Below are 24,464 nucleotides of genomic sequence, written 5' to 3'. Positions count from 1 at the left end.
GCCACCGGGTCGGCCACGCAGGACGGTCAGCCACCCAGCACGTTTGGCCACCGGCACCGTCAGCCACCCAGCGCAGTCAGCCACCCAGCGCGTCGGCGACCCGGTCGATCACCCCCGTCCAGTGCTCGCGCTGCCGCGCGCGCTCCTCCGCGTTCGCCAGCCATTCCTGGTGGAAGCGGAGCACGCTCCGGTCCCCCGAGCCGGACACCGTCACCTGCACGGTGGACTCGTGATCCCAGTCGCGGGGCCGCCAGGTGAGGCGGATCCGGTCGAGCTCGCGGAAGCTGCGCACCTCGCCCGCGGTGCCGCTCGCCGTCTCGTAACGTTCGCCCGGGCGCTCCGGGACGGCGGTGCCGAGCCAGATCGCGGCGCCCTCCGCGCTGGTGAGGAACGCCCAGACCGCGCTCGCCGGGTGCGGCAGGGTCCGGGACACGCCGATCTGCCACCCCGCGCCGGCCGTCCGGCCCACTTCGTTGGTCATGGGGTCATGATGGCAGGAGGCACCGACATTTCCGGCGCAACGATGGGGCACGATGGTGGATCGTGCGGTATCGGCCCATCACCCTCGAACGCCTCGCCGGTGAGCTCACCGAGCGGGTGCTCGCACTGGACGCTCCGTGGGTGCGGGTCGCCGTGGACGGACCGGCCGGTACCGCGGACCTCGCCGACGCGCTGGTCGACCCGCTGCGGGTGCGCGGTCGCGCGGTGCAGCGGGTGTCCACTGTGGATTTCCTACGGCCGGCGTCGCTGCGGTTCGAATACGGCAAGGAGAACCCGGACTCCCGGTACTGGTCGTGGCTCGACGAGGGAGCGCTGCGGCGCGAGGTGCTCGATCCGTTGAGCGGCAATGGAAGCGGGCTCGTGCTGCCCGCGTTGTGGGACGCGGCGCGCGACCGGGCGACACGACTGGCGCGGGTGCGGCTGCCGGCCCCGGGTGTGCTGATCGCGGACGGGGAGATGCTGCTCGGGCGGGGGCTGCCGTTCGAGCTGACGGTGCACCTGGAACTGTCGCCCGGGGCGCTGCGGCGCCGCCTGCCGGAGGACGCGCAGTGGGCGCTGCCGGCGTTCGAACGCTACGCGGAGGAGGTGCGGCCCGCCGAGATCGCGGACATCGTGGTGCGGGCCGACGATCCCCGGCACCCCGCCCTCCTCGAACGTCCCCGGCCCGGGCCGGGATAGCTCCCCGGGTGGCGGAGCACCGCCGGCGCGATCAGGAGGCGGTGACGGGTTCCCCGGCGAGGAACGACCGCAGCCGGGCACCGAGCAGGTCCCACCGCCAGTGCCCGGTCACCCACGCCCGCCCGGCGGCACCCATCGTGCGGGCGCGGGCCGGGTCGGTGAGCAGGGGTGTCAGCGTCTCGACCAGCTGGTGCACGTCGCGGCCGTTGACGACGTGGCCGGTGACCTCGTCGAGCACCGTCTCGGGCGCGCCGCCCGAGTTGCCCGCGACGACCGGCAGCCCGGTCGCCGACGCCTCCAGGTAGACGATCCCCAGGCCCTCGACGTCCAGGCCCTTGCCCCGGGTCCGGGCGGGCATCGCGAAGACGTCACCGGCCGCGTAGTGCGCGGGCAGCTCCGGCCAGGGCACCGAGCCGGTGAGGATGACGTCGCCGCCGACACCGAGCTCGTCTGCGAGCCGCGCCAGGGTCTTCCGGTACGGGCCGCCGCCGACCAGCAGCAGTGCGACGTCCGGAACCCGGCGGCGCAGCTCGGGCAGGGCGTGGATGAGCATGTCCTGTCCCTTGCGCGGCACGAGACGGGACACGCACACGACGGTGGGCCGGTCGCCGAGTCCGTGCCGCGCGCGGATCTCGGCGCGAGCGCCGTCGTCCGGCTTGAACACGTCCGGGTCCACGCCGGGTGGCAACAGTTCCAGCCCGGCGGACGGGCCGAACGCGGAGGCGAACCGGCCGCGGGTGTACTTGCTGACGTAGGTGATCACGTCGGTGGTGTCGCCGATGCGGCGCAGTGCCTGGCGGGCCAGCGGCAGCATCGACCAGCCCACTTCGTGCCCGTGGGTGCTGGCGACGACCCACTCCGCACCGGCCGACCGCAGCGGCTGGGCGAGCAGGGCCAGCGGGGCGGCGGCGCCGAACCAGACGGCCTGGCAGTCGTGCGCCCGCAGGATCTCCTTGGCGCGGCGCAGCACGTCGGGGGTGGGCAGCATCAGCGAGGTGGGGTGCCGGACCACCTCGAAGGGCGCGGCGGCGTCGAACTCGGGGTGCGAACCGGACGGCTTGTCCCAGGAGGGCGCGTAGACGACGAGCTGGTCCGGCGGCAGCAGGCGCGCGAAGGAGTTCAGGTAGTTCTGGATCCCCCCGGGCCGCGGCGGGAAGTCGTTGGTCACCAGCAGGGTCCGAAGCACGGCTGGAGACTACTAGGGCGGAAAAGCTGGGGGCGGCACCGGCTGCCGGCCGGTACCGCCCCCGAAACGTGCTGCGCGGACTCAGTTCACGGCCACGCGCCGGGCCCCGACGTAGTCGTTCTGCAGGGGCGAAACCTTGACGACGTCCCCGGTTTCCGGGGCGTGCACCATCTTGCCGTCGCCCAGGTAGATCCCGACGTGGTGGATCGGCGAGCCGAAGAACACCAGGTCGCCGGGCTGCAGCTGGGACCGGGACACGGCCATGCCGACCGTCGCCTGAGACTGGCTGGTACGCGGCAGCGTGACGCCGGCCTTGCCGTAGGCGTAGAGCGTCAGGCCCGAGCAATCGAACGTGGTGGGCCCGGTGGCACCCCACACGTAGTCGCTGCCGAGCTTGCTCAGCGCGACGTTGATGGCGGTCTGCGCGGCCTGCGTCGGGGCGGGCAAGGTCGGCGCACTGCCACCGACGTCCTTCTGCGACGCGCGCTCGGACGCGGTGAGCCGCTGCCGCACCTGGTTCAGCTGGTCGAGCTGGGTCTGCAGCGCGGCCTGCCGCGCGTGCAGGTCGTTGAGCAGCGCCGCCGCGGCGTCCTTGGCCGTCTGCGAGCGTGCCTGGGCATCGGCCGCCGCGGCCTGCGCCGCCGCGGCCGCCTGGATCGCCGCGTTGTAGTCGGCGAGCGCCTTGTTCTTCTCGTCGGCGAGCACCTCCAGAGCCGAGGAGCGCTCCAGGAAGTCCTGGGCAGAGGTGCCGTTCAGCAAGGCGGACAACTTGTTGAACTGGACCCCCCCGACGAACGAGGCGTCCGCGAACTGGTCGACCACGCCCTGGTACCGGCTCTTGGCGGCCAGCGCCTGCTGGCCGGCGGTGGTGGCGGCCGCGAGGTCGGCGTTGGCGCGGTTCAGGTCCGCTTGCTTGGCATCCAGGTCGGCCTGCGCCTGCAGTGCCTCCTGGTTCAGCTGCTCGGCCTGCGTGGCGAGCTGCCGGTACTGCGCGAGGGCGTCCGCCGAGTTGGCGGGCTGCTGCTGCGGGGCCGGGAGGGGGACCGCGCCGGCCGGAGCCGTGGGGAAGCCACCGACCGCGAGTACCGCGGCGGCGGCGAGGGCTCCTGCGACCACGCGCTTGATGGGTTGCGACTGCACGCCGCGCGTGTCTCCTTTGCACTCATGTCGCCGCCGGCCACCGCGGGGAGGCCGGGGAATCCTCCACCCGCACCGGATCCGGGTGGACACACACACCCGAACCGGTTTCACGGCGGTATCCCGTCAGGTTCCAGACGCAGGGGGTAGCGCATCTGGGTCCGTGCGCGGGTCCGGCGCAGCTCCCCGACAAGCTGCTTCGGCGACAATCTCGCGTCGCCGCCGCGGGCGCGACGGCTGCCGGGCGCGAGATCTCGGCCAGGTTACGAAACAGTCGCCTTCGCGTCCACCAGGCATCAGGTAAAAACTTTCCGTAACCGTCTCCTTCCTCGTTCGGACCAGCAGTTCCCCGGCGAGTGTGACCAACACCATAGTTGGCGACACCACGACTACTTACCGTTTATCGACGGAATCGACCGTTTGTCGCCTTCGGCGTGTCGACCGACGAGCCTGAGCCACCGCCCCGCGCCCGGGTGGCAGGACGCCGCAGCTGCACCCCAGCACCGGGGCGGCTCCCTCCCACCCGCCGCGGGGTTCGGGCGGAGCCCGTCCGGCCCGGGCCGGTGCCCGAAACTCAAGCGCGGGACACGCTCGTCGCCCTGACCAGCAGGTTCCGCGGGATGGCCCGCTTTCCCGGCCGCCGCCCACGGTCTGGTCGCGCACCGGCGACAGCCGCGCCGCGCTCGTTGGCAGTGCAGGGCCGGCCCAGATCGGCAGCGGTTGCGGGCACGACGGCGCGCAACTTGCCTCGGCTGTGCTGCGCTTCGGCCGGTGGCCGGTAGGGCTGCGGTTCCGGCAGCTCAGCCAGGGCGGGCGAGAGGTCGTCCAGCTCGGCTGTGTACGCGGCGGCGGTGGCCGGCGGCACGGTGGTGACCGCCCAGCCCGGCCTGCCCGCGTCGGCCACTTCGAGCCCGAGTTCCTCGGCCAGCGCGACGAACCGATTGTTGTGGTATCGGCCGCGCCGCGACGTGTCGGTGATGCCCCGTGCGGCGGCCAGGCCGTGCGCGGCCGCGTGCAGCAGTGCCTGCAGAGCTCCCTCAGCGCCGTGGCGCAGCACCTCGTGGCTGGCCACCAGGCGGTGCCCGCGCGCCACGATCTCTAGATCGGCCGGCCACCGGTTCTCGGGCATTCAGCACAGCTGGGTGGCCTGGGAGGCGCCGAGCGTGAGCACGGTCGGCGGCACGTCGGGATGGCGGGTCTGAATCGCGCGCCATGTCGCGGCCAGGGCCGCCGTGAGCCGCTCACCGACGTCAGTCGTGCCGGTCGGTCGAGTTCGCGCTGGTCGGGCGTCGCTCTCTCGGCTCGTGATGCTCAAACTCCCGGTTGTCCCGGGTCAACGCTGCCAGTGTCCCTGGCAAGCGGGTTGTACTCAGCCTGCCGGGCCCATCCCACGCCGCGTCGTCCTGCTGGCCGCCGGTGCGTGCGCCGCTCGCGGCCTGGCTCGATCACCGAGCTCGCCGGTGGCCTGCCACCGCCAACCCCATCTCCTCATCAACACCAAGACCGCCGTCCGCTTGACTCAAGTCAGCCACAGCTGGATCAACACGACTCTCGGTCTGTCCCTTCAAGCCGTTCGCGAAGATCGGATCCTCGACGAAGCCAGCGCGGCACAAGGAGACGTCCGTCGCCTGTGCGATCTGTTCGGCATCAGCGTGAAAGCAGCCGAACGCTACGCCCACGCAGTGGGGCATCCCATGCTCACCGGCACGTCGCCCACCAACGACACGCTCTCCATGCGGCAGGAGCGGTCCGGCACCGGCAGATCAGGAGGTCGGCCTCGAGCCGGCAAGCCAGCGTGGCACCCTTGCACCATGCTGCTCGTGTGCCGCTTCACCGGGCCGGAACCCGAAGTCGTTCGCCGGGCGCGTCGCGCCCGAAGCGAACACCAACGAACTCGGCTGTCTACAGGCCGCGGCCCCTCAAGCAGGTGTCACATCCCTTCCCTCCGGACGACAGGGCACTGATGATCGACTTCGGTTCACCCCGGCACCTGCTCGACATGGGCTTGCGTCTGGCGGCCTCCGGAGACGTGCCGGGCGCCCAGAACGTCTTGGTGAAGGCGGTCGAGTCCGCTGACCCAGAGATCGCGCCACAGGCTGCGAACGCGTTGGGCCGGCTGGTGGCGGACAGCGATCCGGCTATGGCCGAGGGCGCGTTCAAGTTTGCGATCGAGTTCGGGGGCCAGTACCACGGCGGCCAGGCCGCGTTCGCGCTGGCGTCGCTGTACCGACAGCACGGCGAACTGACGGGAGCGGCGCAGATGTTCGAGGTCGCCACTCACTGTTCGGATGAGGAGACCGCGACCCTGGCCAGGGAGGCGCTCAAGTCGCTCGGCGACGCACAGGCCGAGCTGTTGGCCGGGATGGGCGCGGCCGAAGCCGCCTTCACCGAAGGCCTCCACCTGCAAGCAGCCGGTGATCTGTCCGGGGCCGCAGTGGCCTTCGAGCGCTGCATGGCGACCGGGGATGCCGAATTCGCCCCGTACGCGGGCTGTACGTTGGGTGCGGCGATGGCGACCGAGGGCGCCTACGACACCGCGAAGGCCCCGCTGTGGTTCGCGGTGCGGTCAGGGCACGACGTGTACGCGCCGGTCTCCGCCTACGTGCTGGCGGAAATCCTACTGGAGGAGGGCGATCGGGCAGGGGCACGTGAGTTGCTCCAGCTGGCGACCCGGCACCCCGATCCGGACACCGCCCGCCGTGCGACCGCGATCCTGGCCAGTTTGTAGGAGGTAGCGGCGACGGTCCACCCCTGCGCATTTTTCGACGGCAGGGCTCGTTGGTGATGTCGCGTCCTGGCGGCAAACTCGACCTCGACGAAGATTTTCGCGGCCCGGCACCGGTCCCGGTCGGCGGTGACTACTGCCATCGCAAGGCGGTCCCATCACTGGCAAGGCGGTGGTCCCCTGTCCGAGACAGGCGACAGAAGCTCGTCCCTGAGCTGGGACGAGCAACGCTGTTGGCGCCGGAAATCCGCGCGCCACCACCGACGTCCGCTCGGAGCGCGTCGTGGACAACCACCGGCGGGTGGACGGGCGGCGTACGGCCCGCCAGCTCCGCGGACAGCGCCACGACCCCGGCCCAGCTCTCGTCACATCCACTTGGACGAGCTCCGGAACCCGTGCCGCGACGGCTTCGCGCCCGCCGTACCCGGCCCACCTCTGTGCCCCACCGCAGTGCCCCACCGCAGTGCACGACCGCAGTGCCCTACCGCAGTACCCGATCAAGGCGCCCGATCGAGGTGCTCGAGCCGACCGGCGCCGGGAACCGCCCTGGCGACGGCATCGCCCGCGCGCGCCGGGAACCGGACCGGTGCGGGCCGCACGCGAGGGACTGTCAGCCCGCTCGGCGTTCCGGCAGCCGGACGTGCGGGCGGCGCCCTCGCGAGATCACCCGCGGCGGGGGGACCAGTCCGGCCTCACTGAGGAGCTGGACCGCGGCCAGCTCCTCGCTGTCCAGTTCGACGACGGGCGGTGCGTCGACCATGACGCTCAGCACGCACTCGCCGCACGCGCGGCCCCGCAGAGTGCACCGGTTGCAGTCGATGATGACGGTGTGGTCGGTCATTTCCAGCCTCCTCGAGTCTTGCTGGGATGCACGTTACGAGCGACCACCGACAATTTCGGGACCGCGTATCGAACGAATGGACCAACCGTGCACAAAAAACCCGCTGACCAGGAGAAATGTGGCGGAAAAAGTCCTCAGACCCGCCCCAGCCGGGCCAGCAGCACCGCCGATGCGACCGGGTGCGCGCCCGCTCGGCGAACGGAATCGGCCACCGCACGGTCGCTGGAGGCGACGACCAGCGGCCGCCCCTGGGGCTCGGCCGAGACCAGCGAGCGGATCACGTCGTCCGCGATCACGCCCGGGTCCGAGAACAGCACGCGGACCCCGCGGGCGCTCACCGTCGGCACGGACAGCACCTCGGCGCCGTCGAACACCACCGTGACCTCCGCGCCCGTGCGCGCCGCCAGCGCACCCAGTTGCTGCACCAGACGGTTGCGCTGATCGGCCAGCGCGAGCTCCGGGTAACCGGTCTTCGTGACGTTGTACCCGTCGACGATCAGGTGGACCGCGGGCAGCGCGAGCAGCCGGTCCAGCACCACCGGGTCCCGCACCTGCCGCCCCGCGCCGGTGCCCGGTGCAGCGCCGGCGACGGTGTCCGCGGGCCGGCGCGAGCTGGTGTCCAGCGCGAGCTCCCGGCGCAGCCCCGCGACCGCGCCGTGCAGGGTCTCCACCAGGAGGGACAGCCGCACCTCGTCGGCGGCACGGGCCTCCTTCGCGGACTGGCGCGCGATCTCCGCGTCGGCCGCCGCGCGGTCCGCCCGGGCCCGCTCGGCCGCCACGCGCTGGCGCTCACGCTCCAGCTGCGCGGTCACCGCGGCCACCTCCTGCTCCCGGCGCGCGTCAGCCTGCGTCAGCAGCTCACGTGCCTCCTCCGCCTCGTCCTGGGCCTGCCGCAGCTGGGTGCCCTGGGCGCGCAGCCGGTTGCGGAGCCTGGTCAGCTCCTCCTCCCGCTCCCGGCGCGCGCCGTCGACCGCGTCCAGGGCGGCCGCCAGCTCGTCGCGCACCCGCGCGAGCTCCGCCTCCAGGCGCTGGCTGCGTGCCACGGCAGCGTCGCGCTCAGCCCGCAACGCCGTCTCCGCCGCGTTCTTGACCACCAGCCGCACGCGGGTCGCCGCGCTGGCCTCACCCAGCAGGACGGCCGCCACGGCCGCGGCCACCGGGTCCGGATCGTTCGGGTCGAGCACGTCCGGGCGGTACTCGCGCACCCACTCCAGGACCGCGGTGCGGAAGGCCGTCGAGTCCTCCAGGGTGGTGAGCAACGCCGCAGCGCCCAGCTTCGCCCGCTTCGCCGGCGCGAACTTCGCCACCGGACGCAGCTGCTGCGGAATGTCGATGCGCGGGATCTTCCCCAGTGCCTCGGCGGCGAGCTCGGCGAGCCGTCCGCGGACCGGCTCGGGCAGATCGCGCCAGGTCACCGACTTGCCGTCCGGCTCCGGGCGCGCGCTCGCCGAGGTGTCCCGGAGACCGGGGTCTTCGGGCTCTTCGGCGGGCACTGAAGGAAACATCCGTTCAGGGTAGTCCGCTTCGGTAACGATCACCCGTCTCGGCGTGATCCGGATTGTCGGTCCCCCTCCTTAGGGTGCCGATCATGCAACTGCCGGACGGCGCGCAACTGACCTTCGACGAACTCGGCACGCCGCTGCGGGACACCACGTTCGTCGTCGTCGACCTGGAGACCACCGGGACCAAGCCGGGGCCGGACGGCATCACCGAGATCGGCGCGGTGAAGGTCCGCGGTGGCGAGGTGCTGGGTGAGTTCGCCACCCTCGTCGATCCCGGCACGCCCATCCCACCGCAGATCGTCGCGCTGACCGGCATCACGTCGGCAATGGTGCACGACGCGCCGCGGATCGAACGGGTGCTGCCCGCGTTCCTGGAGTTCGCGAGCGGCGCCGTGCTCGTTGCGCACAACGCACCGTTCGACACGTCCTTCCTGCGCGCGGCCTGCCTGCACCACGGCTACCCGTGGCCCAGACCGGCGGTGGTGTGCACGGTGCGGCTCGCACGCCGGGTGCTCACCCGGCAGGACAGCCCGAGTTTCCGGCTATCCGCCCTGGCGGCGTTGTTCGGCTCGCCGGTCACGCCGAACCACCGCGCACTGGAAGACGCCCGCGCCACCGTGCACGTGCTGCACGCGCTGCTGGAACGGGTCGGCAACGTCGGCGTGCACTCGCTGGAGGAGCTGCTCGACTACCTGCCCGAGGTGACGCCCGCCCAGCGCCGCAAGCGCGGCCTGGCGGCCCACCTGCCGGAACGCCCGGGCGTCTACCTGTTCCGCGGACCGGGCGACGAAGTGCTGTACGTGGGCACCGCGAGCAACCTGCGGCGCCGCGTGCGCCAGTACTTCACCGGCTCGGAGAGCCGCGGCCGGATCCGCGAGATGGTCGCGCTCGCCGAGCGGGTCGACGGGATCGAGTGCAGTCACGCGCTGGAAGCCCAGGTGCGGGAGCTGCGGCTGCTCGCCGCGCACCGCCCGTCCTACAACCGGCGCTCGAAGAACCCGCGCAAGTCGTGGTGGATCGTGCTGACCGACGAAGCGTTCCCGCGCCTGTCCGTGGTCCGGCTGCCCAAGGACGGCGCGCTCGGACCCTTCTCGTCGCAGGTGACGGCGAAGATCGCAGCGGACGCGCTGGCGAGCGCCGTGGGCCTGCGCACCTGCACCCAGCGGATCCCCGCGCACTCGCCCACCGGGCGGGCGTGCGCGCTCGCCGAGCTGGGCCGCTGCGGGGCGCCGTGCGCGGGGCGGCAGACCGTCGAGGAGTACTCCCCCGGCGTGCGCGCGATCGCCGACCTGGTGTCCGGCCGGGGCACCCGCCCGTTGGACTCCGCGCGACGCCAGCTCGACGAGCTGGCCGGAGCCGAGCACTTCGAGCAGGCCGCACGGCGGCGGGACGAGCTCGCCGTCCTGGTGCGGGCCGTGGACCGGGCGCACCGGCTGTCCTCGCTGGCCGCCATCCCGGAACTGGTCGCCGCCGCCCCGGACGGCAACCGCGGCTGGGAGTTCGCGGTCATCCGGCACGGCAGGCTCGCCTCCGCCGGCGTGGCGCGCCGCGGCGTGCCACCGATGCCGGTGGTCGAGCAGCTCGTCGCCGCCGCCGAGACGGTCGAACCCGGCGCCGGCCCGCTGTTCGGCGCGCCCGCCGAGGAGACGTCGATCCTGTTGCGCTGGCTCACCCGTCCCGGCGTGCGGCTGGTGCGCACCGCCGTGCCGTGGTCCGAGCCCGCGCACGGCGCCGGGCCGTGGCGGGGCTGGCTGGAACGGGTCACCACGGCCGTGTCGCTGGAGCAGGCCGGGTGACGCCGCGGGGAGCTACGATCGCCGCGCTACCCAATTGACGAGGAGGACGCGAGTGATCACCGCGATCGTGCTGATTCACGCCGTGGCGGACAGCATCCCGGAGACCGCGCAGGCGATCGCCGACATCGACGGCGTGGCGGAGGTGTACTCGTGCGCCGGCGACGTGGACCTGATCGCGATCGTGCGCGTGCACGCCCACGAAGAGCTCGCCGACCTCATCCCGGCGAAGATCGGCAAGGTGCCCGGGGTGATCGACACCGACACGCACATCGCGTTCCGGTCCTACTCCACCGCCGACACCGAATCCGCCTTCGCGATCGGTGTCGAGGACGCCGACTGACACCACGAACACGAGAAGGGCCCCGGGTACGCGACCCGGGGCCCTTCTCGTGGGTGATCTAGTGGTCCGGCGTGTGCCAGCCGGCCGGGACCTCGCCCTGCTCCGGCATCTCGCCGGAGGCATGCCCGTTGCCGTGCCCGTTGCCGCGGGCGCGGTCCAGCGCCGCGGTCTCCTCCACCGGGTCCGGAGCCAGCAGGTTGCCCGGCACCGCACGTCCGGCCGCACCGAGCTTGTTCATCTTCTTCGGCACCGACGCGCCCTGGTACTCCAGCGGGATGGCGTGGCCGTGGCCGTCCACACCGCCCAGCGGCTGGTGGATCTCGATGAACTCACCGTGCGGCAGGCGCTTGATGATGCCGGTTTCGATGCCGTGCTCGAGCACCTCGCGGTCGGACCGCTGCAGGCCCAGGCAGATGCGGTAGGTGATGAAGTACGCCAGCGGCGGAGCCACCAGCAGCCCGATCCGGCCGGCCCACGTGGTCGCGTTCAGCGAGATGTCGAACTTGTCCGCGATGATGTCGTTGAACCCGGACAGCTCCAGCACCATGAAGAACGCCAGCGCCATCATGCCGATGCTGGTGCGGACCGGTGCGTCCCGCGGACGCTGCAGCAGGTTGTGGTGCGCGGTGTCGCCGGTCAGTCTCCGCTCGATGAACGGGTACGCGAGGAGCAGCCCGATCAGGACCGGCATCCAGACCGCGCCCGCGAAGAACACCGCCGGGACCGTGTAGTTGCCCAGGTAGAGCTCCCACGCGGGGAACACGCGGAGCATGCCGTCGGCCCAGGCCAGGTACCAGTCCGGCTGCGAGCCCGCGGACACCTGCGACGGGTTGTACGGGCCCAGGTTCCAGATCGGGTTGATCTGGAACACGCCGGCCATGATCGCCATGACGCCGGTGACGACGACGAAGAACGCGCCGGCCTTGAGCGCGAACACCGGCATGATCCGCACGCCGACGACGTTCGTCTCCTTGCGGCGCACACCCGGGAACTGGGTGTGCTTCTGGTACCAGACCAGCGCGAGGTGTACGCCGACCAGCGCGAGCATGATGCCCGGCAGCAGCAGGATGTGCACCGCGTACAGCCGCGGCACGATCACGTCGCCGGGGAACTCGCCGCCGAACAGCGCCCAGTGCAGCCAGGTGCCGATGACCGGCACCGAGAGGACGATGCCCGACATGGTGGCGCGGACACCGGTGCCCGACAGCAGATCGTCGGGCAGCGAGTAGCCGAAGAAGCCCTCGAACATGCCCAGGATCAGCAGCAGCGCGCCGATGACCCAGTTGGCCTCACGCGGCCGGCGGAACGCTCCGGTGAAGAAGATCCGGAACATGTGCACCATCATGGCCGCGGTGAAGACGAGCGCGCTCCAGTGGTGCAGCTGGCGGACGAACAGGCCGCCGCGCACCTCAAACGAGATCTGCAGGGTCGTCTGGAACGCGCGGGACATCTCGACGCCCTGCAGGTTCTTGAACGGCCCGTTGTAGGTGACCTCGGCCATCGACGGATCGAAGAACAGGGTCAGGTAGACACCCGTGATGATCACAACGATGAAGCTGTAGAGCGCGACCTCGCCGAGCAGGAAGGACCAGTGCGTCGGGAAGACCTTGTTCATCTGGTGCCGCAGGCCCTTGGCCAGGCGGTACCGCTGGTCCATGTTGTTCGCGGCCTCTGCGGCATGCCGTTCCAGCATGCTCGAGCCCCGGGTCGGCGTGGTGAGTGAACTCATGACTTGCGCTCCCAAAAGGCGGGGCCGACGGGTTCGATGAAGTCGCCCCGCGCCACGAAGTACCCCTCATCGTTGACGGTGATGGGGAGCTGCGCAAGTGCACGGGTCGCCGGGCCGAAGATGGGCTTGCCGTACTCCAGCGCGTCGAACTGGGACTGGTGGCACGGGCACAGGATCCGGTTGGTCCGCTGCTCGTACAGCGAGGTCGGGCACCCGACGTGGCTGCACACCTTCGTGTAGGCGTAGTACTCGCCGAAGTTGAAGTCCTCCTGGCCCTTGCGCTTGACGACGCGGTTCGCGTCCTCGGGCCGCAGGCGGATCAGCATGACCGGGTTGTCGGAGCGCATGAACGCCGCGGACAGCGCCTCGTGGTTGCCCCGCTCCGACTCGCGGAACGGGTACACGGTCTCCATCGCGCCCGCATCCAGGTCCTCCGGGCGGACCAGCACGATCTCGTCCGACTTGCCGGTGAAGCGGCGCATGTAGACGACCTCACCGGGGTGCTGCGGCAACCAGCCGGTGTGCCACAGGGTGTCCTGCGGCTCGCCCTTCCACGGGCTCTTGATGAACGACGCGACCGGCAGGCCGACCAGGCCCAGGCCCATCACGCCGGCACCGAGGCCGGCGGTGCGCTTGACCAGCGAACGGCGGGCGATGGTGCTGCGGTTACCCGCGTCGGCCAGCTGCGCGACGATCGTCTGACGGTCGATCTCGGCCGAGCCCTTGCCGTCGCCGTCGTGCCGTTCCTGCACCGCGAGCTCGCTCGGGATGAACCGCTTCGTGTACAGCAGCACGCCGATGCCCAGGGCGAGGATGGAGATGCCCAGCGTGGCGCCCAGCACCGGGGTGTAAAGCGCGTACTTCTCGTACTCGCCGGTGTCCGGTGCCCGGTACTCCCACCACTGCGGCCAGCACAGCGTCACCAGGAAGCCGAGACCGGCCAGCGCCGCGATGGTGAACCACAGCGCGATGACCCGTTCCGCGCGCTTCTCCGCGCGGGTGCCCTTGACCGGCCACGGGTCCGGGTAGTCGACCAGCTCGACCCCGTCGAGCTTCGTGCCCAGCTTGACCAGCTCGTCGCGGTCCATCTCGGCCAGTTCGGCCTCGGAAGGCTGGGGAACACCCGGTTCGCGCCCCGCGCCCGGGTGGTCTTCCATGCTAGTCATGCCCTCGATCCAATCCACAGAGTCACGCCGAGGATGGCGCCGATTCCGACGATCCACGCGACGAGCGCCTCGGGAGCCGGCCCCAGACCGCCCAGACCGTTACCGCCCGGGTTGTTGTTCCCGTCGGACACGGACTTGACGTAGGCGACGATGTCCTTCTTCTCGTCCGGGGTGAGCTGGCGGTCGGAGAACTTCGGCATGTTCTGCGGACCGGTCAGCATCGCGGTGTAGATCTGGTCCTCGGTGGCCGGGCCGAGCTCCGGCGCGAACTTGCCGGCCGACAGGGCACCACCCTGGCCGGTGAAGTTGTGGCACGACGCGCAGTTGAGGCGGAACAGCTCGCCACCGCGCGCCGGGTTGTCCCCGCGCAGCGCCGCACCGGTCTGGGCGGGGCGCTCCGGCCCGCCGCCGTTGGCCTGGACGTAGGCGCCGACCGCGTCGATCTCCTCCGGCGTCAGCTTCGGCGGCTTGCGCTCCGCCTGCGCCTCCTGCCGGACCGCCGGCATGCGGCCGGACGAAGTCTGGAAGTACACAGCCGCGTCACCGACGCCGATCAGGCTCGGCCCGCGGTCCTCCACGCCCTGCAGGTTCGCGCCGTGGCAGGTGATGCAGCTGTTGTTGTAGACCTGCTGGCCCAGGCGCAGCTGCGCCGGGTCGCCCTGCGCCTGCGCGGTCTGCGGCTGCGGCACCAGGATGGCGTAACCGAGACCCACGCCGACCAGCGCCACGCCCAGCGCGAGCGCACCGGCGAGGCGGCGGCGCAGCTTGGTGCGGGCGCCGAAGCGGCGCCTGGAGGAGTTCTTGCTGGTGGTCATTCTTCGGCAACCCTTGCTGTCAGTTCAGGCCGGTCCATGGGTGGCGGGCGCGGTCACGGGATGATGTAGATGACCGCGAACAGGCCGATCCACACGATGTCGACGAAGTGCCAGTAGTACGACACAACGATCGCCGAGGTCGCCTGCGCGGGGGTGAACTTGCTCAGCTTCGTGCGGATGAGCAGGAAGACGAAGGCGACGAGACCACCGATCACGTGCAGACCGTGGAACCCGGTCGCCAGGAAGAACACGGTGCCGAACGGCCCGGACGGAATGGTCACGCCCTCATCGATCAGCGAGACGTACTCACCGGCCTGACCCGCGACGAAGATCGCGCCCATGATCAGGGTGATGACGTACCAGCGGCGCAGCCCGTAGACGTCACCACGCTCCGCGGCGAACACGCCGAGCTGGCAGGTGAACGACGACGCCACCAGGATGATCGTGAAGGGCAGCGCGTACGGGATGTCCAGGTGGATGGGCTCGCCGGTCGCCGCGTTGATCGGCGGCCAGACCCCCGTGGCGTTCTGCGCCTTGACCGTGAAGAACATCGCGAACAGCCCGGCGAAGAACATGAGCTCGCTGGAGAGCCACACGATCGTGCCGACGCTGACCATGTTCGGCCGGTTCAGCGAGTGCACCCGCTGGCTGATGGTGGGAGCTGCCGTTGTCACGGGTCGCATTATGTCTCCCTGCGCGGCGACCTGCTTGCTCGGGTCCGGCACGCCGCGCCGGGGGTGTCGGTCACACCGGTGGACGCGGAGGGTGAGGATCAGGGCGTGAGTTTCTTCGATCGGGTGCGTGACCTGCTGCGAAAGCGCGACGAGCCGGTTCTGACCGTGGATGCCGAGGGTGTCGCCGTCGTGGCCGAGGCGTTCGACGTGGCCGAGGCGGACTCCGCGGTGCTGGCGAGATCACATCGCTGGCGCGCGGCGGAACCGGCGATTCTGCGCCACCACCTCGTCCTGCCACCGGACCGGGTCACCGAGGCCGCCGCGGTCCTGGCGCAGGACGGGTGGGAGCTGCGCCCGGAGCCAAGTGCCGGCGGGCCCGTCCGGGTGCACGCGCTGCGGGTGCAGAAGCTCGACGCACTGCACTGCGCGCAGGAACGCGCCCGCATGGCCGGGCTGGCGCAGCGGCTGGACGGCGACTGGCTCGGCTGGGACGCGTTACAGCCGATGGGCCTGGGTGGAACCGGGCGGGACGGCTAGCATCGACACGACCAGTACAGCGACGAAGCCGGAGGGTCGACTTGTCCGAACAGTCCACGCGGATCCTGGTGTTCAGCCATCGACCGGAGGTGCGGGAGTCGATCATCACGGCGGTCGGTCGCCGGCCCGCCACCGACCTGGGCCGGGTCGACTACGTCGAGGCCGCCGGCGTCGCCGACGTGCTGGCCGAAATGGACGAGGGCGCGGTCGATCTGGCGATCCTGGACGGCGAGGCCCAGCCGACCGGCGGCATCGGGCTGTGCCGGCAGTTGAAGAACGAGATCGACGACTGCCCGCCGATCGTCGTCGCCGTGCGCCGCAAGGACGACCGCTGGCTGGCCACCTGGTCCCGGGCCGACGCCGTCCTGGTCCATCCGCTCGACCCGCTGACCGCGGCGGAGACGGTCGCGGACGTGCTGCGGGCCCGCCGGGTCCCGGTCGTCCGGGGCTGAGGCGCCGCGACGAACTCAGGCCGGTTCGCCGGCCTGGAGGAAAGGTGACCATGGGCACGCAGAACTGGCCCACGCTGTTCAACCAGCTGATCGCCGGCGCCGACCTGTCCGCCGAGGACACCGCGTGGGCGATGGACCAGGTGATGTCCGGGGAGGCCACCCCCGCCCAGGTGGGCGCCTTCCTGATCGCGCTGCGCGCGAAGGGCGAGACCCCCGCGGAGGTCATCGGCCTGGCCGACGCGATGCTCGCGCACGCCAAGCGGGTGGAGATCGACCCGCCCGCGGTGGACATCGTGGGTACCGGCGGTGACCGGTCCGGGTCGGTGAACATCTCCACGATGGCCTCGCTCGTCACCGCGGCCGCCGGCGTGGCGGTGGTCAAGCACGGCAACCGGGCGGCGTCGTCAAAGGCCGGCACCGCCGACGTGCTGGAGGCGCTGGGGGTCGCGATCGACCTGCCGCCGGAGGGTGTCCGGCGGTGCGTGAACGAGCTGGGCATCGGCTTCTGCTTCGCGCCCGTGTTCCACCCCGGGTTCCGCCACGCGGGTGCGCCCAGGCGGGAGCTGGGGGTGCCGACGGCGTTCAACCTGCTGGGCCCGCTGACCAACCCGGCGCAGCCGCGGGCGGGCTTGATCGGGTGCGCCTTCGCGGACAAGACGGAGGTGCTGGCGCGCGTGTTCGCCCGCCGGGGCACCACGACGCTGGTCGTCCGCGGCGACGACGGTCTGGACGAGCTGACCACCACCACGACCAGCTCGGTGTGGGTCGTGGCGGACGGTGCGGTGCGGGCCGAGCGCCTGGACCCGGCCGAGCTGGGCATCCCGCGCGCCACGGCGGAGGATCTGCGCGGCGGCGACCCCGCGGTGAACGCCGAAGTGGTCCGCGAGCTGGTGGCGGGCAAGCCGGGGCCGGTGCGCGATGCGGTGCTGCTGAACGCGGCCGGCGCGCTGGCCGCGGACACCGGCTTCAGCGAGTCCCTGGTGGACGATCTGTCCGCCGGCCTGGTGCGAGCCGCCGAGGCGATCGACACCGGCGCAGCGGCCGATCTGCTGGCGCGGTGGGCCGCGTTCCGCTGATCGCTGCCACCGGGGTCCGGGACAAAACACCCCGCAGAGCACGACGACGAGGGCCCACCGGTGGTGACAAACCGGTGGGCCCTCGTCGAACAGCTCGGAAGCGGCGCTCCGCGAACCCTTACTCGTGGTTCGGGCCGGTGTGGTACTCGAACACCAGACCGCCCACGGCGAGGAGGATCAGGATGCCGCCGACGATCAGCATCCACACGTGGAAGAAGGCGAGGCCGAGCCCCATGAACGCGGCCGCACCGGCCAGCCCGATCGGCCAGTAGCTGCCCGGGCTGAAGAAGCCCATCTCACCCGCGCCGTCGCTGATCTCGGCGTCGTCGCGGTCCTCGGGGCGCGGTTCGATCCGGCGGCCGACGAACCGCATGTAGCTGCCCGCCAGCAGGGACAGCCCGCCGGTCAGGATGAGCGCGACCAGGCCGACCGGCTCGACGCCGTGGCCACTGCCCAGCCCGGTCCACACGCCGTAGACGATCGCGATGAAGAACGCGAAAGCGGTGACCAAGTCGAAAATCCGGGCTTCGACCTTCATGACGCTGTCCTCACTGTGCTCATGCTTCCAACACCCACGGGAACCAACCGGCTCAGCCGGACTGCGTCCGCAGCGTGCGGTCGGTGTTGAACGGCTTCGTCGTGGTCGCCTGCGGCGCGCACAGCTCGCCGCAGTTCAGCGCGGCCAGCGCCTCGGCAGTCGTGTTCGGCTGCCCGGTGGCCGGGTTGATCTGGGTCCGCAGCTGGATGTAGCGGTCGAACTGGTCGGCCGGCAGCGCGCGGACCTCGAAGTTCATCCCCGAGTGGTAGGTGCCGCACAGCTCGGCACACCGGCCCACGAAGGCGCCCGTCCGGTCGATCGTGTTCTGGAACGACGAGTCCTGGTTGTTCTTGTCCGGGTCCGGGAACACGTCCCGCTTGAAGTGGAACTCCGGCACCCAGAAGGAGTGGATGACGTCGGCGGAGCGCAGGTTGTACTGGATGCGCTTGCCCGTCGGCAGGACCAGGATCGGGATCTCGCTCGAGCTGCCGACGGTCTTGATGACCTGGCCGTTGGCGTCCTTCGGCGCGCCCGGGTAGTCGAACTCCCAGTTCCACTGGAACGCGATCACGTCGACCGTGACGTCCGGGTCCGGCTCCTTGGCCAGCACCTTGCTCTCGGTGGTCGCGGTGAAGAAGAACAGCACGCAGACCATCACCAGCGGCAGCACGACGCAGAACAGCTCGAGCGGCACGTTGTACTGGAACTGCCGCGGCAGGTCGCCCGGCTGGTCGCTCTTCTTCTTGCGGTGGAAGGCGACCGACCAGAAGATCAGGCCCCACACGACGACACCGACGGCGAGCGCGGCGATGACCGACCAGGTCCAGAGGACACGCATGTCCTCGGACTCCTTGGTCACGCCGACGGGCCACCCGAACCGAAGCACCTCGTCACCGGAGCACCCGGTCGCCAGGAGCGCGACGAGCCCGGCCAGCGCGGCGACCTTACCCACTTTCGCCGAACGTGATGCCGGAGTGCGCTCATCCCTGCCCACTGCGCAGCGCCCTTTCAACCCAGGCCTCCTTGACGATTTCTGGCTTACCAGCGGGAGCCTAGCCGAGTTCCCCCGATCCGCAGTCCAAGGGGTGACCGTTGGTGGCGGGGGCTGCGGGCATACTGGGCGCTCGACATCCGGCCACGACCTCGAGGTGTGAATATCCGTGTGCGGCCTGCTTGGACTGGTGTGTGCCAGTGAGAACGACGCGGCGAAGGCGCGCGAAGCCGTCGGCGAGGCGATGCGGTGCCAGCGGCACCGCGGTCCCGACGAGCGCGACACCTGGACCGACGCCGAGGTCGTCTACGGCTTCAACCGGCTCGCGTTCATCGACGTCGAGCACGCCCACCAGCCCCTGACCTGGGGCCCGCCGGAATCGCCGAACCGCTACACGCTCAACTTCAACGGCGAGATCTACAACTACCTCCAGCTGCGCGAGCAGCTGATCGCCGAGCACGGTGCGAAGTTCGCCACAGCGGGCGACGGCGAGGCGATCGTCGCCGCCTACCACTACTGGGGCCGCTCCGCGGTGGCGAAACTGCGGGGCATGTTCGCGTTCCTGATCTGGGACGCGGACGAAAAGGTGATCTTCGGCGCACGCGACCCGTTCGGCATCAAACCGCTGTTCTACGCCTCCGGCCCCGGCGGCACCGCGTTCTCCAGCGAGAAGAAGTCGCTGCTGGAGCTCTCCGGCGTGCTCGGGATCACCCACGAGCTGGACCGCACGGCGCTCCAGCACTACCTGACCCTGCAGTACGTGCCCGAGCCCGAATCGCTGCACACCGGGATCCGGCGCATCGAGTCCGGCACGTCGTTCACCGTCTCCCCCGGCGGGACCCCGCGGATCGAGCGGTACTTCTTCCCGGAGTTCGCCGCGAAGCCGGTGCGCGGCGAGGCCGAGGCGAAGATCCTGCACGAGCGCATCCGCGACGTGATGCGCGACTCGGTCGGCAAGCACATGATCGCCGACCCGGACATCACCGTCGGCACGTTCCTCTCCGGCGGGATCGACTCCACGGCGATCGCGGCGCTGGCGAAGGAGCGCAACCCGAACCTGATCGCGTTCACCACCGGGTTCGAGCGCGAGGGCTACTCCGAGGTCGACGTGGCGGCCGAGTCGGCGGCGGCGATCGGGGTGAAACACATCATCCGCACGGTGTCGGCCGACGAGATGATGGACGCGCTGCCGCTCATCGTCTGGTACCTCGACGACCCGGTGGCCGACCCGGCGCTCGTCCCGCTGTGGTTCATCGCGCGGGAGGCGCGCAAACACGTCAAGGCGGTGCTGTCCGGCGAGGGCTCGGACGAGCTGTTCGGCGGCTACACGATCTACAACGAGCCGCTGTCGCTGGCGCCGTTCGAGAAGGTGCCCGGGACCGTGCGCCGGGTGCTCGGCAAGGTGTCCGAGCGGATCCCGGAGGGCACCCGCGGCAAGGACCTGCTGCGCCGTGGCGCGCTGCCGCTGGAGGAGCGCTACTACGGCAACGCCCGCATCTTCCGCGACGACCAGCTGCGCGGGGTGCTCAAGACGTTCCAGGAGGGTGTCGGCCACCGCGATGTGACGGCCGAGCACTACCGCACGTCGGCGAACTGGGACCCGGTCGCCCGCATGCAGCACGTCGACCTGTTCACCTGGCTGCGCGGCGACATCCTGGTCAAGGCCGACAAGATGACCATGGCGAACTCGCTGGAGCTGCGGGTGCCGTTCCTGGACGCCGAGGTCTTCAAGGTCGCGGCCGGTATCCCGCTGGACCAGAAGATCACCAAGGAGACCACGAAGTACGCGCTGCGCCGCGCGCTGGAGGGCATCGTGCCCGCGCACGTGCTGAACCGCCGCAAACTGGGCTTCCCGGTGCCGATCCGGCTGTGGCTGCGCGACGAGATGTACGACTGGGCGCGCGGCATCATCGCCGACTCGCGCACGGACGAGCTGCTCGACAAGCGCGCCGTGCAGCGCCTGCTGGACGAGCACAAGGCCGGCACGCTCGACCACAGCCGGCGGATCTGGGCGCTGCTGGTCTTCATGATCTGGCACGGGATCTTCGTCGAGCACCGCATCAAGCCCGAGATCCCGGAGCCGGTCTACCCGGTGCGGATCTGACCCGGCCGCGGTGCGCGGACGGACCGCAGCCGCCGGACGGCGGCGGCCGGTCCGTCCCGCGTGGCGCCGGGCTCAGACGGGCAGCGCGGGCGCGATCTCGGCGGCGGCGTCCGGACCGAACGCGTCCCCGATGCGGGCGAGAGCGGAGGCGCGGTCCAGCGTCCACTCCTGGGTCCCGATCGTCTCCAGCACGAGCACCGCGATCATCGACCCCAGCTGGGCCGAGCGCTCCAGATCCAGGTCTGCGTTCAGGCCGGCCAGGAACCCGGCGCGGAAGCCGTCGCCGACGCCCGTCGGGTCGGCCTTGGTCAGCTCGGGCACGGCGCCGACCTCGAGAGCCAGCCCGTCGCGGCCGACGATCTCCACGCCCTTCTCGCCGAGCGTGGTGATCCGGATGCCGACGTGGTCCAGCACATCGGACTCGGACCAGCGGGTCTTCTGGAGCAGCAGCTCCCACTCGTAACCGTTGGTGAACAGGTAGCGGGCGCCGGCGAGGAACCGGCGCGCCTGCTCACCGTCCATGCGGGCGAGCTGCTGCGACGGGTCGACCGCGAAGGGGATGCCGCGCTGCCGGCACTCCTCGGCGTGCCGCAGCATGCCCTCCGGGTCGTCCGGGCCGATCAGCATCAGCCCGATCCCGCCGACGCGGCCGGCGATCGGGCCGAGCTCGATGTTGCGGGCCTCGGCCATCGCCCCGGCGTAGAAGGTGGCGATCTGGTTGAGGTCGTCGTCGGTCGTGCACACGAACCGCGCCGTGTGCGCCAGCTCCGAGATCAGCACACCGGAGGTGTCCACGCCGTGGCGCTCCAGCCAGGACCGGTAGTCGGCGAAGTCCGCGCCCGCGGCACCCACCAGCACCGGGCTCGCCCCGAGCACGCCGAGGCCGAAGGCGATGTTGGCGCCGATGCCGCCGCGGCGGACGACCAGGTCGTCGGCCAGGAAGCTCAGCGACACGCGGTGCAGCTGGTCGGCGACCAGCTGCTCGGCGAACCGGCCGGGGAAGTGCATGAGATGGTCGGTTGCGATGCTGCCGGACACGGCGATGCGGGCGTTGATTCCCACCGGTTCTCCCTGGCTCCCGAACTCGAGTTACCGGCGGGAAATACCCCGTCGGAGTAAAACTGACCCGCCGACCGACACTACTAGCTGGTAGACCTGTCCGGCGCGCCCGGCTCGACCTACGGTCGGGTGCGTGAGCACCATGACCGATCCGGAGACCATCGCCGAGCTGATCGACGACTGCGCCGACATCCCCGCCGACCTGCGCGTGGCACGCGCCTCGGTGCCCCGCCCGCCGGCGCCGGGGGACTGGGCCGTCGACGACGCCTGCCACGCCCAGGTAGTCGGGCTGGAGGACTACTAGTTACCCGGACACGACAACGGGCGCCGGTCTTCGACCGGCGCCCGTTGTCGTGTCCGCGTAACTCAGTGGAACGAGTCGCCGCAGGCGCAGGAGCCCGTGGCGTTCGGGTTCTCGATGGTGAAGCCCTGCTTCTCGATCGTGTCGACGAAGTCGATCACGGCGCCCTCGACGTACGGCGCGCTCATCCGGTCGACCGCGACGCGCAGGCCGTCGAAGTCGCGGAACAGGTCGCCGTCGAGCGTGCGCTCGTCGAAGAACAGCTGGTAGCGCAGGCCCGCGCAGCCACCGGGCTGGACCGCGATGCGCAGGTGCATGTCGTCGCGGCCTTCCTGCTCCAGCAGGGCCTTGGCCTTGCTGGCCGCGGCGTCGCTCAAGGTCACGCCGTGGGTGGCCTCGCCAGCTTCGGCCTGCGTGCCGGTCTGCTCAGCGGTAGTCATAGCTCTCCCTCGGGGTCTTGCCGTGCACCGGGTGGGGGGTGCTCCTCCCTGGTGGAACACCGGGGACACCCGATCTGTTCCGGGCTGGTTCCCGCTTTGGCGCTCGCCTCCATGGTGGCACATCGACGAGGGGGTTGAACACGGACGCCGAGGTCTGGAATAAGCTGGTCGGGTGAGGTTTCTTCGTCGTAGCAGCACGACCACCGCAGACAGCCCCGAGATCGAGGCGGCCGAGGTGGCCGAAAGCGTCGAATCTCACACCCGGGGCTACACCCCGAGCAAGGGCAGGCCGACGCCCAAGCGCAAGGAGGCCGAGGGCAAGCGCCGCGGCCCCGTCGCTCCCCCGCCGCGCACGATGCGGGAGGCGATGAAGCGCAACCGCGAGCTCCGCAAGGCGAACCCGGCGAGCAAGGAAGAGCGCCGCCGGCTCGCCAAGGAGCGCCAGGAGCGGATGGCCGCCGGTGACGACCGCTACCTGCTGCCGCGGGACAAGGGCCCGGTCAAGGCGTACGTGCGGGACCTGGTGGACTCGCGCCGCCACTTCCTGGGCGCGTTCATGCCGCTGGCGATCCTGGTGTTCATCGTGCTGCTGGTGCCGGTTCCGGTGATCCAGCAGTACGTGACGCTGCTGTGCATGGTCGCCCTCGTCGTGATGGCCGTGGAGGGCTACTTCAACGGCCGCCGCATCACCCGGCTGGTCCGGCAGAAGTTCCCGAAGGAGACCGTCAGCGGCCGCTCGATCGGCTGGTACGCGTTCGTCCGCGCCAGCCAGATCCGCAAGCTGCGGATGCCGAAGCCGCGGGTCAAGGTCGGCGAAACCGTCTCCTGACCTGGAGCCGCCCCAGGTCGTTAGCAAGGCGAACCAGTTCGGCGTAGGCTCGCCGCCATGGAATTTCGCCGTCTCGGCCGCAGTGGCCTGACCGTCAGTGAGATCGCCTACGGCAACTGGCTCACGCACGGCTCCCAGATCGAGGAGGAGCAGGCCCAGGCGTGCATCAGGGCCGCGCTGGACGCCGGCATCACCACCTTCGACACCGCCGACGTCTACGCCAACACCGCCGCCGAGTCGGTGCTCGGCCGTGGCCTGGCCGGTCAGCGCCGGGAGAGCCTGGAGATCTGCACCAAGGTGTTCTGGCCGACCGGCCCGGGCGGTCCGAACGACCGCGGACTCGGCCGCAAGCACATCATGGAGTCCTGCCACGCGTCGCTGAAGCGCCTGCAGACCGACCACATCGACCTGTACCAGGCGCACCGGTTCGACCCGTCGGTGCCGCTGGAGGAGACGTTCACCGCGTTCGCCGACCTGGTCCACCAGGGCAAGGTGCACTACATCGGTGTCTCCGAGTGGACCGCCGAGGAGATCACCCGCGGTGCGGCGCTCGCCCGGGAGCTGCGCATCCCGTTCGTGTCCAACCAGCCGCAGTACAACATGCTGTGGCGGGTCATCGAGCCGCAGGTCGTGCCCGCGAGCGAGCGGGAGGGTCTCAGCCAGATCGTGTGGTCGCCGATCGCGCAGGGCGTGCTGACCGGCAAGTACCAGCCGGGCCAGCCGCCGCCGGCCGGCTCGCGCGCCACCGACGAGACCGGCTCGCGGTTCGTGCAGCGGTTCCTCCGCGACGAAGTGCTCGAGCGGGTGGCCCGGCTGGAGCCGCTGGCCGCGCAGGCCGGGCTGACGCTGGCGCAGCTCGCGGTCGCGTGGGTGCTGCAGAACCCGAACGTCTCGTCCGCGATCATCGGCGCCTCCCGCCCGGAGCAGGTGCACGAGAACGTCAAGGCGGCCGGGGTGCGGCTGGACACCGATCTGCTCACCGAGATCGACTCGGTGCTGCTGGGCGTGGTGGAGGACGATCCACGCCTCACCGCCCGCGCGGGCTGA

General features: G+C 71.0%; 25 protein-coding genes. 11 read left to right on the top strand and 14 right to left on the bottom strand.

What is annotated here, in order from left to right:
* Positions 1-76: 76 nt before the first annotated feature.
* Entirely contained in the window at positions 77-481 is a 405-nt protein-coding gene (locus tag FHX46_RS09065) for an SRPBCC family protein (protein ID WP_167112372.1), read from the bottom strand.
* 62 nt (positions 482-543) lie between these two features.
* On the opposite strand from FHX46_RS09065, the gene FHX46_RS09060 reads away from it, so the two are divergent.
* A complete protein-coding gene (locus FHX46_RS09060) occupies positions 544-1,179 on the top strand; it encodes a uridine kinase (RefSeq protein ID WP_167112370.1) in 636 nt (211 codons plus the stop codon).
* 31 nt (positions 1,180-1,210) lie between these two features.
* Here FHX46_RS09060 and FHX46_RS09055 read toward each other — a convergent pair whose 3' ends face one another.
* The 3 genes from FHX46_RS09055 to FHX46_RS09045 all read right to left on the bottom strand — a co-directional run bounded on the left by FHX46_RS09055 (position 1,211) and on the right by FHX46_RS09045 (position 4,631).
* The gene (locus FHX46_RS09055) at positions 1,211-2,365 is read right to left on the bottom strand and encodes a glycosyltransferase family 4 protein (RefSeq protein ID WP_167112368.1); all 1,155 of its coding nucleotides are present in this window, start codon (positions 2,363-2,365) and stop codon (positions 1,211-1,213) included.
* 81 nt (positions 2,366-2,446) lie between these two features.
* Positions 2,447-3,505 carry a C40 family peptidase gene (locus FHX46_RS09050; protein WP_167112366.1) on the bottom strand — a complete coding sequence of 353 codons (1,059 nt, stop codon included), beginning with the start codon at positions 3,503-3,505 and terminating at the stop codon, positions 2,447-2,449.
* 571 nt (positions 3,506-4,076) lie between these two features.
* Positions 4,077-4,631, bottom strand: coding sequence for a hypothetical protein (locus tag FHX46_RS09045; protein ID WP_167112364.1), 555 nt, complete (start codon positions 4,629-4,631; stop codon positions 4,077-4,079).
* 834 nt (positions 4,632-5,465) lie between these two features.
* Between FHX46_RS09045 and FHX46_RS09040 the strand changes: the two genes are divergently transcribed.
* Entirely contained in the window at positions 5,466-6,230 is a 765-nt protein-coding gene (locus tag FHX46_RS09040) for a tetratricopeptide repeat protein (RefSeq protein WP_167112362.1), read from the top strand.
* Between the two features lie 607 nt (positions 6,231-6,837).
* On the opposite strand, the gene FHX46_RS09035 is transcribed toward FHX46_RS09040, so the two are convergent.
* Together FHX46_RS09035 and FHX46_RS09030 are read right to left on the bottom strand one after the other, a co-directional pair.
* Positions 6,838-7,068, bottom strand: coding sequence for a hypothetical protein (locus tag FHX46_RS09035; RefSeq protein ID WP_167112360.1), 231 nt, complete (start codon positions 7,066-7,068; stop codon positions 6,838-6,840).
* A 134-nt stretch (positions 7,069-7,202) separates the two neighbouring features.
* Entirely contained in the window at positions 7,203-8,573 is a 1,371-nt protein-coding gene (locus FHX46_RS09030; protein ID WP_208400073.1) for an NYN domain-containing protein, read from the bottom strand.
* Positions 8,574-8,656: 83 nt separating this feature from the next.
* Here FHX46_RS09030 and FHX46_RS09025 point away from each other — a divergent pair, with 83 nt between their 5' ends.
* The gene (locus tag FHX46_RS09025; protein ID WP_167112358.1) at positions 8,657-10,366 is read left to right on the top strand and encodes a DEDD exonuclease domain-containing protein; all 1,710 of its coding nucleotides are present in this window, start codon (positions 8,657-8,659) and stop codon (positions 10,364-10,366) included.
* A gap of 52 nt (positions 10,367-10,418) precedes the next feature.
* Positions 10,419-10,706: an Lrp/AsnC family transcriptional regulator gene (locus tag FHX46_RS09020; RefSeq protein WP_020421862.1), complete on the top strand. Its 288-nt coding sequence runs from the start codon at positions 10,419-10,421 to the stop codon at positions 10,704-10,706.
* A 58-nt stretch (positions 10,707-10,764) separates the two neighbouring features.
* Here the strand turns inward: FHX46_RS09020 and qcrB are convergent, their stop codons facing one another.
* From qcrB to ctaE, 4 genes are read right to left on the bottom strand one after another with little or no spacing between them, the layout of a single operon-like run.
* Positions 10,765-12,435, bottom strand: coding sequence for a cytochrome bc1 complex cytochrome b subunit (gene qcrB / locus FHX46_RS09015; protein WP_208400071.1), 1,671 nt, complete (start codon positions 12,433-12,435; stop codon positions 10,765-10,767).
* The gene (gene qcrA, locus FHX46_RS09010) at positions 12,432-13,592 is read right to left on the bottom strand and encodes a cytochrome bc1 complex Rieske iron-sulfur subunit (protein ID WP_167121299.1); all 1,161 of its coding nucleotides are present in this window, start codon (positions 13,590-13,592) and stop codon (positions 12,432-12,434) included. The genes qcrB and qcrA overlap by 4 nt, the downstream gene beginning before the upstream one ends.
* A gap of 5 nt (positions 13,593-13,597) precedes the next feature.
* Positions 13,598-14,416 carry a cytochrome bc1 complex diheme cytochrome c subunit gene (gene qcrC, locus FHX46_RS09005; protein WP_167112356.1) on the bottom strand — a complete coding sequence of 273 codons (819 nt, stop codon included), beginning with the start codon at positions 14,414-14,416 and terminating at the stop codon, positions 13,598-13,600.
* A gap of 53 nt (positions 14,417-14,469) precedes the next feature.
* Positions 14,470-15,099 (bottom strand): aa3-type cytochrome oxidase subunit III, encoded by a 630-nt coding sequence (gene ctaE, locus FHX46_RS09000; protein WP_167112354.1) that lies wholly within the window; start codon positions 15,097-15,099, stop codon positions 14,470-14,472.
* Between the two features lie 96 nt (positions 15,100-15,195).
* Here ctaE and FHX46_RS08995 point away from each other — a divergent pair, with 96 nt between their 5' ends.
* From FHX46_RS08995 to trpD, 3 genes are read left to right on the top strand one after another with little or no spacing between them, the layout of a single operon-like run.
* Complete coding sequence (locus tag FHX46_RS08995) at positions 15,196-15,627, top strand: hypothetical protein (RefSeq protein WP_167112352.1); 432 nt, start codon at positions 15,196-15,198, stop codon at positions 15,625-15,627.
* A gap of 41 nt (positions 15,628-15,668) precedes the next feature.
* Positions 15,669-16,079 (top strand): hypothetical protein, encoded by a 411-nt coding sequence (locus FHX46_RS08990; RefSeq protein WP_167112350.1) that lies wholly within the window; start codon positions 15,669-15,671, stop codon positions 16,077-16,079.
* Positions 16,080-16,129: 50 nt separating this feature from the next.
* The gene (trpD, locus tag FHX46_RS08985) at positions 16,130-17,155 is read left to right on the top strand and encodes an anthranilate phosphoribosyltransferase (protein ID WP_167121296.1); all 1,026 of its coding nucleotides are present in this window, start codon (positions 16,130-16,132) and stop codon (positions 17,153-17,155) included.
* 118 nt (positions 17,156-17,273) lie between these two features.
* Here trpD and FHX46_RS08980 read toward each other — a convergent pair whose 3' ends face one another.
* Both FHX46_RS08980 and ctaC read right to left on the bottom strand, forming a co-directional pair.
* Positions 17,274-17,693, bottom strand: coding sequence for a cytochrome c oxidase subunit 4 (locus FHX46_RS08980; protein WP_167106140.1), 420 nt, complete (start codon positions 17,691-17,693; stop codon positions 17,274-17,276).
* A gap of 52 nt (positions 17,694-17,745) precedes the next feature.
* A complete protein-coding gene (ctaC, locus tag FHX46_RS08975; RefSeq protein ID WP_167112348.1) occupies positions 17,746-18,687 on the bottom strand; it encodes an aa3-type cytochrome oxidase subunit II in 942 nt (313 codons plus the stop codon).
* Positions 18,688-18,853: 166 nt separating this feature from the next.
* On the opposite strand from ctaC, the gene asnB reads away from it, so the two are divergent.
* Positions 18,854-20,788: an asparagine synthase (glutamine-hydrolyzing) gene (gene asnB, locus FHX46_RS08970; protein WP_167112346.1), complete on the top strand. Its 1,935-nt coding sequence runs from the start codon at positions 18,854-18,856 to the stop codon at positions 20,786-20,788.
* 72 nt (positions 20,789-20,860) lie between these two features.
* Here asnB and FHX46_RS08965 read toward each other — a convergent pair whose 3' ends face one another.
* Positions 20,861-21,850 (bottom strand): carbohydrate kinase family protein, encoded by a 990-nt coding sequence (locus tag FHX46_RS08965; RefSeq protein WP_313886070.1) that lies wholly within the window; start codon positions 21,848-21,850, stop codon positions 20,861-20,863.
* Between the two features lie 130 nt (positions 21,851-21,980).
* Between FHX46_RS08965 and FHX46_RS08960 the strand changes: the two genes are divergently transcribed.
* The gene (locus tag FHX46_RS08960; RefSeq protein ID WP_167112345.1) at positions 21,981-22,151 is read left to right on the top strand and encodes a hypothetical protein; all 171 of its coding nucleotides are present in this window, start codon (positions 21,981-21,983) and stop codon (positions 22,149-22,151) included.
* A 62-nt stretch (positions 22,152-22,213) separates the two neighbouring features.
* On the opposite strand, the gene FHX46_RS08955 is transcribed toward FHX46_RS08960, so the two are convergent.
* Positions 22,214-22,588, bottom strand: coding sequence for a HesB/IscA family protein (locus FHX46_RS08955; protein ID WP_167112343.1), 375 nt, complete (start codon positions 22,586-22,588; stop codon positions 22,214-22,216).
* Between the two features lie 172 nt (positions 22,589-22,760).
* Here FHX46_RS08955 and FHX46_RS08950 point away from each other — a divergent pair, with 172 nt between their 5' ends.
* Together FHX46_RS08950 and FHX46_RS08945 are read left to right on the top strand one after the other, a co-directional pair.
* Complete coding sequence (locus FHX46_RS08950; RefSeq protein WP_167112341.1) at positions 22,761-23,417, top strand: DUF3043 domain-containing protein; 657 nt, start codon at positions 22,761-22,763, stop codon at positions 23,415-23,417.
* Positions 23,418-23,474: 57 nt separating this feature from the next.
* Entirely contained in the window at positions 23,475-24,464 is a 990-nt protein-coding gene (locus tag FHX46_RS08945) for an aldo/keto reductase family protein (protein ID WP_167112338.1), read from the top strand.

Source organism: Amycolatopsis viridis (assembly GCF_011758765.1).
GTDB lineage: Bacteria > Actinomycetota > Actinomycetes > Mycobacteriales > Pseudonocardiaceae > Amycolatopsis_E > Amycolatopsis_E viridis.
The sequence above is the reverse complement of the archived record's forward strand: the minus strand, read 5'-3'. Positions and strand labels throughout refer to the sequence as shown.

What these genes read in the sequence shown, in the direction of transcription:
- FHX46_RS09065 (WP_167112372.1), bottom strand. Translation starts at nt 481, where the DNA reads ATGACCAACGAAGTGGGCCGGACGGCCGGCGCGGGGTGGCAGATCGGC.
- FHX46_RS09045 (WP_167112364.1), bottom strand. Translation starts at nt 4,631, where the DNA reads ATGCCCGAGAACCGGTGGCCGGCCGATCTAGAGATCGTGGCGCGCGGG.
- FHX46_RS09040 (WP_167112362.1), top strand. Translation starts at nt 5,466, where the DNA reads ATGATCGACTTCGGTTCACCCCGGCACCTGCTCGACATGGGCTTGCGT.
- FHX46_RS09035 (WP_167112360.1), bottom strand. Translation starts at nt 7,068, where the DNA reads ATGACCGACCACACCGTCATCATCGACTGCAACCGGTGCACTCTGCGG.
- FHX46_RS09030 (WP_208400073.1), bottom strand. Translation starts at nt 8,573, where the DNA reads ATGTTTCCTTCAGTGCCCGCCGAAGAGCCCGAAGACCCCGGTCTCCGG.
- FHX46_RS09025 (WP_167112358.1), top strand. Translation starts at nt 8,657, where the DNA reads ATGCAACTGCCGGACGGCGCGCAACTGACCTTCGACGAACTCGGCACG.
- qcrB (WP_208400071.1), bottom strand. Translation starts at nt 12,435, where the DNA reads ATGAGTTCACTCACCACGCCGACCCGGGGCTCGAGCATGCTGGAACGG.
- qcrA (WP_167121299.1), bottom strand. Translation starts at nt 13,592, where the DNA reads ATGGAAGACCACCCGGGCGCGGGGCGCGAACCGGGTGTTCCCCAGCCT.
- qcrC (WP_167112356.1), bottom strand. Translation starts at nt 14,416, where the DNA reads ATGACCACCAGCAAGAACTCCTCCAGGCGCCGCTTCGGCGCCCGCACC.
- ctaE (WP_167112354.1), bottom strand. Translation starts at nt 15,099, where the DNA reads ATGCGACCCGTGACAACGGCAGCTCCCACCATCAGCCAGCGGGTGCAC.
- trpD (WP_167121296.1), top strand. Translation starts at nt 16,130, where the DNA reads ATGGGCACGCAGAACTGGCCCACGCTGTTCAACCAGCTGATCGCCGGC.
- FHX46_RS08980 (WP_167106140.1), bottom strand. Translation starts at nt 17,693, where the DNA reads ATGAAGGTCGAAGCCCGGATTTTCGACTTGGTCACCGCTTTCGCGTTC.
- FHX46_RS08955 (WP_167112343.1), bottom strand. Translation starts at nt 22,588, where the DNA reads ATGACTACCGCTGAGCAGACCGGCACGCAGGCCGAAGCTGGCGAGGCC.
- FHX46_RS08945 (WP_167112338.1), top strand. Translation starts at nt 23,475, where the DNA reads ATGGAATTTCGCCGTCTCGGCCGCAGTGGCCTGACCGTCAGTGAGATC.